Annotated in this window: 7 protein-coding genes and 1 pseudogene; 7 read left to right on the forward strand and 1 reads right to left on the reverse strand. The window is 74.5% G+C overall.

What is annotated here, in order from left to right:
- Positions 1 to 48: 48 nt before the first annotated feature.
- Positions 49 to 1,896 carry a bifunctional diguanylate cyclase/phosphodiesterase gene (locus E9529_RS13360; protein ID WP_236831651.1) on the reverse strand — a complete coding sequence of 616 codons (1,848 nt, stop codon included), beginning with the start codon at positions 1,894 to 1,896 and terminating at the stop codon, positions 49 to 51.
- Positions 1,897 to 1,905: 9 nt separating this feature from the next.
- Between E9529_RS13360 and E9529_RS13365 the strand changes: the two genes are divergently transcribed.
- The 7 genes and pseudogenes from E9529_RS13365 (at position 1,906) to nrfD (ending at position 9,631) form a co-directional block, all read left to right on the forward strand.
- Positions 1,906 to 2,142 (forward strand): hypothetical protein, encoded by a 237-nt coding sequence (locus E9529_RS13365; protein ID WP_236831652.1) that lies wholly within the window; start codon positions 1,906 to 1,908, stop codon positions 2,140 to 2,142.
- A 37-nt stretch (positions 2,143 to 2,179) separates the two neighbouring features.
- The gene (locus E9529_RS13370) at positions 2,180 to 2,920 is read left to right on the forward strand and encodes a GDSL-type esterase/lipase family protein (protein WP_236831653.1); all 741 of its coding nucleotides are present in this window, start codon (positions 2,180 to 2,182) and stop codon (positions 2,918 to 2,920) included.
- A gap of 64 nt (positions 2,921 to 2,984) precedes the next feature.
- A complete protein-coding gene (locus E9529_RS13375) occupies positions 2,985 to 3,218 on the forward strand; it encodes a hypothetical protein (protein ID WP_236831654.1) in 234 nt (77 codons plus the stop codon).
- A 114-nt stretch (positions 3,219 to 3,332) separates the two neighbouring features.
- On the forward strand, positions 3,333 to 3,953 hold the full coding sequence (locus E9529_RS13380) for a hypothetical protein (protein WP_236831655.1): 621 nt from the start codon (positions 3,333 to 3,335) through the stop codon (positions 3,951 to 3,953).
- A gap of 156 nt (positions 3,954 to 4,109) precedes the next feature.
- Positions 4,110 to 7,400, forward strand: a pseudogene (fdh, locus tag E9529_RS13390) (formate dehydrogenase).
- Between the two features lie 124 nt (positions 7,401 to 7,524).
- Entirely contained in the window at positions 7,525 to 8,586 is a 1,062-nt protein-coding gene (locus E9529_RS13395; RefSeq protein ID WP_236831658.1) for a 4Fe-4S dicluster domain-containing protein, read from the forward strand.
- A 1-nt stretch (position 8,587) separates the two neighbouring features.
- Complete coding sequence (gene nrfD, locus E9529_RS13400) at positions 8,588 to 9,631, forward strand: NrfD/PsrC family molybdoenzyme membrane anchor subunit (RefSeq protein ID WP_236831659.1); 1,044 nt, start codon at positions 8,588 to 8,590, stop codon at positions 9,629 to 9,631.
- Positions 9,632 to 9,801 lie beyond the last annotated feature (170 nt).

Here is a 9,801-nt window from a genome sequence, read left to right on the forward strand (position 1 = left end):
CGGTGACGGCGCCGGGACCGACGAGAACCAGAACCGCGGCGTCCACGCTCAGGGCGTCCCCACGGCGAGCCCGGCGGCGACCGCGGTGCGCCAGCCGCCGTCGGCGAGCTGCCCGGCCTCCAGCGGACGGGCGAACGCGTAGCCCTGCAGGTAGCGGTGGCCCATCTCGCGCAGCAGGGCGAGCTGCCCGTGCGTGGTCACGCCCTCGACGACGACGGGCAGGCCGAGGCTGGTGCCCAGCTGGAGCACCCCGCGGCACAGCGCCCGCCGCTGCGGGTCGTGCTCGACGTCGGCCAGGAAGTGCTGGTCCATCTTGAGCAGGTCGACCGGCATCCCGGCGAGGTAGGCCAGCGACGACCATCCGGTGCCGAAGTCGTCCACGGCGATGCGGACGCCCAGCCCGCGCAGGGTCTCCAGCTCCCCGGCGACGTGGCCGTCGAGCAGCATCGACTCGGTCAGCTCCACGACCAGCCGCGAGGCGGGCAGGCCGCTGGCCCCGAGCGCGGCGACGACGTCGGCCACCAGCTCCCCGCTGCCCACGTGGCGGGCCGAGACGTTGACGGCGACGGCGAGCTGCTCGCCCGGCAGCCCGGCCACGGTGGCGCACGCCTCGCGCAGCACCCAGCGGCTCAGCTCGGTGATCAGCGGCGACTCCTCGGCCAGCGGCACGAACTCCTGCGGGGAGACGTCGCCGAGCTCGGGGTGCCGCCAGCGCAGCAGCGCCTCGACGGTGACCGCGCGGTCCAGGACGACGTCGACCACCGGCTGGAAGACCAGCCGCAGCTCGTCGCGGGCCAGGGCGCCGGCGAGGTCGGTGCTCAGCGCGCTGCGCCGGCCCGCGGCGGAGCGCAGCGCGTCGTCGGCACGGTGCACCGAGCCGGGGCCGGCGGCGCGGGCGCTGCGCAGGGCCAGGTCGGCGCGGCGCAGGGCCTCGGCCGGGTCGACGTCGGCGCCCAGCCCGGTGACGCCGGCGGAGGCGGTGAGCCGGCCCGCCGGGGTGGCCAGCCGGCCGAGGGTCGCGACGAGCCGGGCCGCGACCACCTCGGCGTCCGCGAGGCCGCCGTCGACGAGCACCACGAAGTCGCCGTCCGTGCCGCGGGCCAGCCAGTCCTCGCCGCGCAGCTCGCGGGCCAGCCGGGAGGTGACCGCGCGCAGGACGGTGGTCCCGGCGGCGGCAGCGCCGTCGACCGAGAGCAGCACGAGCGCCGTGGCGCGCGCCGGGCCCTGCCGCTGGACGGCGGCGAGCCGGTGCACCAGGGCGCTGCGGTTGGGCAGGCCGGTGACCGGGTCGGTGAGCGCGAGCTCGAGCAGCTCGGCGTCGGGGCCCTCCCGGTCGGCGGTGAGGTCGGCGCAGGACAGCACGAGCGCACCGACCTCCGGGTCGGCGCGCAGGTCGCGCACGGTGGCCTGCACCAGCCGCCACCCGCCGTCGCCGGTGCGGACACGGGCGGTGCGGACGGCGAGCTCGCCCTGGTCGCCGGCGCGGTTGCGCAGCGCGGGAAGGAGCACCCGGCGGTCCTCGGGGTGGACGGCGTGGGCCAGCGGCAGGCCGGTGAGCTCCGCGGGGTCGAGGCCGAGGAGGTCGGCGACCGCGGGGGAGGCGTAGGTGACGTGCAGCGCGTCGTCGAGGAGCACCACGGGGTCGGGGCTGCTGCGCACCAGGGCGGTGAACTGCGCGCGGCTGGTCCGCAGCGCGGCCGCGAGCCGGGCCTGGCGGCGCCACAGCACCCACAGCACCGGGCCGACGACGGCGAGGCAGAGCAGCCCCGGGACGACGGCGGTGGTCACGCCGTCGTCATCGGGACCGCCCGCCCCGTTCCGCAGCCGCGGCGCCCGCACGGTCACCCATCGGGGGTGCGCCGCGGCCGGGTCGCGGGCCGCGGGGCGCTGCCGCACGATTCGGGCATGACCACCGGTTCCCCGCCCGCACCGCACGTGGGCGCCGCGGACCCGCGGCGGGTGGCGCTGCTGCTCGAGACCGCCGACGTCCTCGCCCGGCGCGCCGCGCGCACCGCCGACGCCGCCCAGGCCCGGGTCCTGCTGCGCCGGTCGGCCCAGCGCCGGGCGCAGGCCGAGCGCCTGGCCTCGGAGGGGCGCCGGGGGACGGGTTCGCCGGTCGCGGGAAGCAGCGCGCCGGACTGACCCCCGCGGCGGGGCGTCGCGGCGTACGGTCCGCGCCGTGGCTGGCGGACTCCCCCCGGCGCCGCGCTGGGCGTGGGCGGTCATGGTGCTCGGGGTGGTCGGGGTCGCCGTCCTGGCGTTCCTGCTGTCCAACCGCCCGCCGCCCCCCGGGTTCACCGCGCCCTCGGCGGCCGGGCTGGGCGACCTGGCGACCACCGCGCCCGCGGCCGCCCCGCTGCGGCTGCTCGTCGTCGGCGACGGCTCCACCCTGGCGCCCGAGGGCGTGGTCGGGTGGCCGCAGCTGGTCGCCGACGGGCTCTCGGCCGGGGGCGCCCGCCCGGTCGAGCTGACCGTGGCCGCGGCCGACGGCAGCGGCTACCTCGTGGCCCCGGAGGGCGGCCAGACCTTCGGCCAGCTCGCCGAGGGCGCCGGCGGCGACTTCGACGCCGTCGTCCTCTCCGGCTCCCGCGACGACAACGCCGCCTTCCCCGACGTCCAGGCGGCCGCGCAGCAGACGATCGAGGCGGTGCGGGCCGCGTCACCGGAGGCGGCGGTGGTGGCCGTCGGGCCGACGTGGCCGGAGAGCACCCCGCCCGGCTACGTGCAGACCGACCGGGACGCCGTCGCCGCGGCCGCGGAGGCGACCGCAACCGCCTTCGCCGACCCGCTGGCGGAGGGGTGGCTGACCGCGCCGGGCCTGGTCGGGGACGACGACGAGACCCCCACCGCCGAGGGGCACCAGGCGCTGGCCGACCGGATCCGGCCGCTGGTGGAGCCGCTGGTGCCGGCGGGTGGCTGAGCCGCGGGCGGGCGCCCTCGGCGCGGACGACCGGCCCGCACGCGGGCGGGGCTACCGTGGCCGGGTGCTCCGCTGGTCCTGCGCCCTCGCCGCCGGGGCGGTCGTCTCCGGGTTCGCCGCCCTCCTGGTCACCGGGGAGTACCGCAACGAGGGGCCGGTGCTGCTCACGCTGATCGGCGACCACGGGGTGCACGCCGGCGACCTGTTCGTCCTCGCGGGGTGGGCGGTCGCCGTGCTCGCGCTGGTCGTCCTCGCGGTGGCCCCCGGCCGCACCCCGGGAGACCGCTCCCGCGGCTGACCGCGTCCTGCGCTTTTCTTGCGGATCGCTGCGCACGACCCTGCGGTTGGCCGCGCAGGGTGGCTCCTGCCGCGGATGGAACCGCCACCCCGGCACGAGCAGGGGAGGCAGGACGTGAGCAGCGGGAGCAGCAGCACCGCCGTGGCCCACCAGGGCGTCGCCGCGAAGGTCGTGGGCACGGTCGCCGTGCTGGCCGCGGCCGGCGCGGTCGCGGGCCTGGGGACCCTCGGCGGGTTCAGCACCAGCGACAGCGTGGACACCGAGGTGGCGACGGGGGCGCTCTCCATCCGCCTGGACGCCGCCGCGGGCACCACCAGCGTGCCGTTCGCCGGCGGGGCGATGATGCCCGGCGACGTCGAGCAGGTCGCCTTCGACCTGCGCAACGACGGCGACGTGCCGCTGGCCTCGGTCGGCTTCGCGTCGGCGGCGAAGGTCTCCAGCCTGCTGGACACCGACCTGGTCGACGGGCTGCAGATGGACGTCGACGCGTGCTCGCAGCCGTGGACGACGTCGGGTGGGTCGTGGACCTGCGGCGGCACGGTGACCGGCTTCTACACCGGCCCGATCGTCATGGACGAGTCGCTGGAGGGCGCCGCGAGCCTGCGCCCGGGCGGGGTGGACCACCTGCTGACCACCGTCTCCTTCCCGACCACGGCCGGTGACGAGCTCAAGCAGCAGTCCAGCACCTTCACCTTCACCTTCTCGGCCGTGCAGCGGGACGGCGCCGCGCGCTGACCTGCGGCTCGCGCGGGCGGGTACCGGGCCCACGGGGGGCCCGGTCCCCGCCCGCGCCGTCGTCCGGCGGGGCAACACCGGGTTGCGGACGGCGCCGATCCGGGTCGCGGGCCTGTCGGCGCGCCGCCCGGCGCGCCGGATGGCAGAGTGACGCCTGTGAAGACCTGGCTCGACAGCTGGCCGGTGTACCGCCAGCTCACCGGCTCCGACCCGCTGGGCCGTGGCAAGGCCGCGCGCAGCAAGGCCACCGAGGCCACCGTGTCGCGCACCGCCACCGCCGACCGGGTCGTGAAGAGCGTCTGCCCGTACTGCGCCGTCGGCTGCGCGCAGAACGTCTACGTCAAGGACGAGAAGGTCGTCCAGATCGAGGGCGACCCCGACTCGCCGATCAACCGCGGCCGGCTCTGCCCCAAGGGCTCGGCGAGCAAGCAGCTGGTCACCAGCCCCACGCGGGTGACCACGGTCAAGTACCGCCGTCCGTTCGGGACGGAGTGGGAGGACCTCGAGCTGGACACGGCGATGGAGATGATCGCCGACCGCGTCCTGGAGGCCCGGCGCAAGGGCTGGCAGGACGAGAACGAGGGCAAGCGGGTCAACCGCACCATGGGAGTAGCGAGCCTCGGAGGGGCGACCCTCGACAACGAGGAGAACTACCTCATGAAGAAGCTCTACAGCGCCATGGGCGCGATCCAGATCGAGAACCAGGCCCGCATATAGCACTCCGCGACGGTGCCCGGTCTGGGTGCCTCGTTCGGTCGTGGCGGCGCCACGAACTTTCTGGAAGACCTCGCGAACTCCGACTGCATCGTCATCGAGGGTTCGAACATGGCCGAGTGCCACCCGGTGGGCTTCCAGTGGGTCGGTGAGGCCAAGGCGCGCGGCGCGAAGATCATCCACATCGACCCGCGGTTCACCCGCACCAGCGCGATCGCCGACCTGCACGTGCCGCTGCGCGTGGGCACCGACATCGCGTTCCTCGGTGGGCTGATCAACCACGTCCTGAGCAACGAGCTGTACTTCAAGGAGTACGTCGTCGCCTACACCAACGCCGCGGCGCTGGTGGGCGAGGAGTTCGTCGACTCCGAGGACCTCGACGGCCTCTTCTCCGGCTTCGACGCCGAGAACCGGGTGTACGACGTCGACAGCTGGCAGTACGAGTTCGAGGAGCCGCCGCACTCGGGCGCCGACGACCCGGCCGGTGCCGCCGAGCAGGACCGGCTCGAGGACGACCCGGAGGTCACGCACTCCGACCGCGCGCAGGCGTCGGGCAGCGGCGGCCCGCCGATCCCGGCCAAGCCCAAGCGCGACGAGACCCTGCAGCACCCGCGCACGGTGTTCCAGGTGCTCAAGCGGCACTTCGCCCGCTACACCCCCGAGATGGTGTCGGAGGTCTGCGGCATCGAGCCGGCGGTGTTCCACCAGGTCGCCGAGTGGGTGACCAGCAACAGCAACCGCGACCGGACGACGGCGTGGGTGTACTCGGTGGGCTGGACGCAGCACAGCGTCGGCGCGCAGTACATCCGCACCTGCTCGATCCTGCAGACGCTGCTGGGCAACATCGGCCGCCCCGGTGGCGGGATCATGGCGCTGCGCGGGCACGCCAGCATCCAGGGCTCCACCGACGTCCCGACGCTGTTCAACCTGCTGCCGGGTTACCTGCCGATGCCGCACGCCCACCAGCACGACACGCTGGAGGACTACGTCGCCGACGCCGCCGGCAAGGGCGGCTTCTGGGGCAACAAGCCCGCGTACATCACCAGCCTGCTCAAGGCCTGGTGGGGTGACGCCGCGACGCCGGAGAACGACTTCGCGTTCGACTACCTGCCCAGGATCGACGGCGACCACAGCTCCTACCGGACGATCGCCGACATGATCAAGGGGAAGGTGCAGGGCTACTTCCTCGTCGGCGAGAACCCCGGCGTCGGTCACCCGAACAGCCGGATGAACCGGTTCGGCCTGGCCAACCTGGACTGGCTGGTCGTCCGCGACCTGCAGATGATCGAGTCGGCGACCTTCTGGAAGGAGGGCCCGGAGCACGAGACCGGCGAGCTGTCGCCGGACACGATCGGCACCGAGGTCTTCTTCATGCCGGCCGCCACGCACGTGGAGAAGGAAGGCACCTTCACCCAGACGCAGCGGCTGCTGCAGTGGCGGCACAAGGCGGTCGAGCCGCCGAACGACGCCCGCAGCGACCTGTGGTTCTACTTCCACCTGGGCCGGATCCTGCGCGAGCGGCTCGCGGGCTCCACCGACCCGCGGGACCGCCCGCTGCTCGACCTCACCTGGGACTACCTGCCCGAGGGCGAGCACGACGAGCCGAGCGCGGACCTGGTGCTGCGCGAGATCAACGGCTACGGCCCCGACGGGCAGCTGCTCAATTCCTACCTGGAGATGAAGGACGACGGCTCCACCACCGGTGGCTGCTGGATCTACAGCGGCGTCTACGCCGACGGGGTCAACCAGTCCGCGCGGCGCAAGCCCGCGAAGGAGCAGGGCGTCGTCGCCTCGGAGTGGGGCTGGGCGTGGCCGCTGAACCGGCGGATGCTCTACAACCGCGCCTCGGCCGACCCCGACGGCAAGCCGTGGAGCGAGCGCAAGAAGTACGTCTGGTGGGACGAGTCCGCCGGGGAGTGGACCGGCGTCGACGTGCCCGACTTCGAGAAGAAGAAGCGGCCGGACTACGTGCCCCCGGACGGCGCCAAGGCGCAGGACGCGCTCGCCGGCACCGACCCGTTCGTCATGCAGGGCGACGGCAAGGCGTGGCTGTTCGCGCCGGCGGGCGTGGTCGACGGCCCGCTGCCGACGCACTACGAGCCGGCCGAGTCGGTGGTCGAGAACGCGTTCTACAAGCAGCAGGCCAACCCGACGCTGGAGATGATCGAGGGCCCGTGGAACCGGGCCAACCCGACGCGCAGCGACGTCTACCCGTTCGCCGTCACCACCTACCGGCTGACCGAGCACCACACCGCCGGCGGGATGAGCCGCACGCTGCCCTACCTCTCGGAGCTCCAGCCGGAGTTCTTCGTCGAGGTGAGCCCCGAGCTCGCGCGGCTGCGGGGGCTGACCAACGGCGAGTTCGCCACGCTGGTCAGCGCGCGTACCGCGGTGGAGGCGAAGGTGCTGGTCACCGAGCGGGTGCGGCCGATCAAGCTGCGCGACGGCACGGTGGTGCACCAGATCGGCATGCCATACCACTGGTCCTACACCGGCATCTCCACCGGTGACGCGGCCAACGACCTGCTGGGCATCGTGATGGACCCGAACACCCACATCCAGGAGTCCAAGGTCAGCACCTGCGACATCGTCGCCGGGCGGCGGCCGCGGGGGCCCGAGCTGCTGGAGTTCGTCGAGTCCTACCGGCGCCGGGCCGGGGTGGAGTCGGGGAAGGTCGGCGTGGACGGCCGCGACCCGGTGGCGGCCCAGGCCGGCGAAGGGTCCACCGCGTGACCCCGGCGATGATCAGGTTTCCTGATCATCGAGCGTCCTCCCTCGGCGTGCGCGGTGCGGGTGGACGCGCTGCGGTGAGGGAGGACGACGACCGGCGGGACGACGACGAGAGGAGGGGAGCGAGATGACGATCAGCTCGGCGAGCCCGGCCTTCACCGGCCGCGACCCGGACAACCGGCTGTACGGCCCGCTGCCCGACGTCACGGCCGAGGCCGGCTACGAGGAGGAGCACCCCAAGCGGGTCGGCTTCTTCACCGACACCTCGGTCTGCATCGGCTGCAAGGCGTGCGAGGTGGCGTGCAAGGAGTGGAACACGCTGCCGATGGACGACTCCCACGGCGTCCGCGACGCCCTGGGCCTGTCGGGCATGTCCTACGACAACACCGGCCAGCTGGGGGCCAACTCCTGGCGGCACGTGGCGTTCATCGAGCAGAGCCGCACCGTCGACCTGCCGATGCCCACCTTCGGCCGGCCCGGCGACGACCGCGCCGGCAGCGGCCCCTCGCCCGCGGTGGCCGGGGACGACGTCAGCCTGGCCAGCGCCCAGCAGAGCGTGCTCAACGCCGAGGCGCTGAGCGAGTTCGACCCGCAGACGGGCCAGACCGGCGCGGACAAGCAGATCCGCTGGCTGATGAGCTCCGACGTCTGCAAGCACTGCACGCACGCCGGCTGCCTCGACGTCTGCCCCACCGGGGCGCTCTTCCGCACCGAGTTCGGCACCGTGGTCGTGCAGGGCGACATCTGCAACGGCTGCGGCTACTGCGTGGCGGCCTGCCCCTACGGCGTCATCGACCAGCGCAAGGACGACGGCCGGGTCTTCAAGTGCACGATGTGCTACGACCGGCTCACCGACGGGCTGCAGCCGGCGTGCGCGACCGCGTGCCCGACCCAGTCGATCCAGTTCGGCGACCTCGACGAGCTCCAGGAGCGGGCCGACGCCCGGCTGGCGACGCTCAAGGCGCAGGGCGTGGAGACGGCGCGGCTGTACGGGCGGGACGAGAACGACGGCGTCGGCGGCGACGGCGCGTTCTTCCTGCTGCTCGACGAGCCCGAGGTCTACGGCCTGCCGCCGGACCCGGTCGTGACCACGCGGGACCTGCCGGCGATGTGGAAGGCGGCCGGCAAGGCCGCGGCGATGATGGTCGGGGTCGCGGTCACCGCGGTCCTCGGCTCGCGGAGGCGCTGACATGACCGGCGGGATCACCAGCCCGGGCGCCGGGTGGCGCCAGGCCGACCGCGGCCCGGCGACGCAGCGCAGCACCGGCCGGAAGCGCCGCCGCGGGCGGGGGCGCCACCGCGGCGAGCTCGCCATGGTGGACGACGTCGAGTTCACCTCGTACTACGGCCGGCAGATCGTGAAGACGCCGGTATGGAAGTCGCCGGACGTGCCGCTGTACCTGTTCCTGGGCGGGGCGGCCGGGTCGTCGTCGATCCTCGCCGCGCTGGCCGACCTCACCGACCGGCCGGCGCTGACCCGGGTGGCGCGCTACACCTCCGGCGGCGGCGCGATCCTCTCCGTGGTGTTCCTGATCCACGACCTCGGCCGGCCCGAGCGGTTCCTGCACATGCTCCGGGTGATCAAGCCGACGTCGCCGCTGTCGGTGGGCTCCTACATCCTGGCCCCGTTCAGCGCGGCGGCCGGGGCGACGGCGGCCGTGGAGCTGCTGGGCTGGTTCCCCCGGCTCAAGCGCTTCGGTGGGGCGGTGGCCGCGGTGTTCGGCGGGCCGCTGGCCACCTACACCGGCGTGCTGCTCGCCAACACCGCGGTGCCGTCGTGGCACGCGGCGCACACCCAGCTGCCCTACGTCTTCGGCGGCTCGGCGATGGCGGCCGGCGGTGGCATCGCGATGGCGTTCACCCCGGTCGAGGAGGCCGGGCCGGCGCGGAAGATGGCGTTCGCCGGTGCCGCGATCGAGCTGGCCGCGATGCACAAGGTGGAGAACGACCACGGCATCCTCAGCGAGCCGTTCCACGAGGGCCGGCCCGGGGCGCTGATGCGCGCGGCGCAGGTCTGCACCGCGGCGGGCGCGACGCTGACGGCGGTGGCCGGACGACGGCGCTGGGGCGCGGTCGCCTCGGGCACGCTGCTGGCGGCCGGGTCGCTGCTCACCCGCTTCGGCGTCTTCGAGGCCGGCATCGCCAGCACCAAGGACCCGAAGTACGTGGTGATCCCGCAGAAGGAGCGGCTCGCCGCCCGGCAGCAGGAGCACGCCGACACGACCACCCGCTGACCCCGGCAGCGGCCGGGGGAGCGCTTATCGTGACCGGGGCGCCGGTGGACGCGGCGCCGATCGATGCGCTGGGCGCCCGCGACCGTCGGGCGCCTCTGGGGGTGGCGGGACCTGCTTTCCGACGACGGCCGGACGCTGAAGGCCCCTGACCCGCCGCCCCCCTCGGGCAC

This window comes from Blastococcus sp. KM273128 (genome assembly GCF_021698975.1).
Classification (GTDB): domain Bacteria; phylum Actinomycetota; class Actinomycetes; order Mycobacteriales; family Geodermatophilaceae; genus Blastococcus.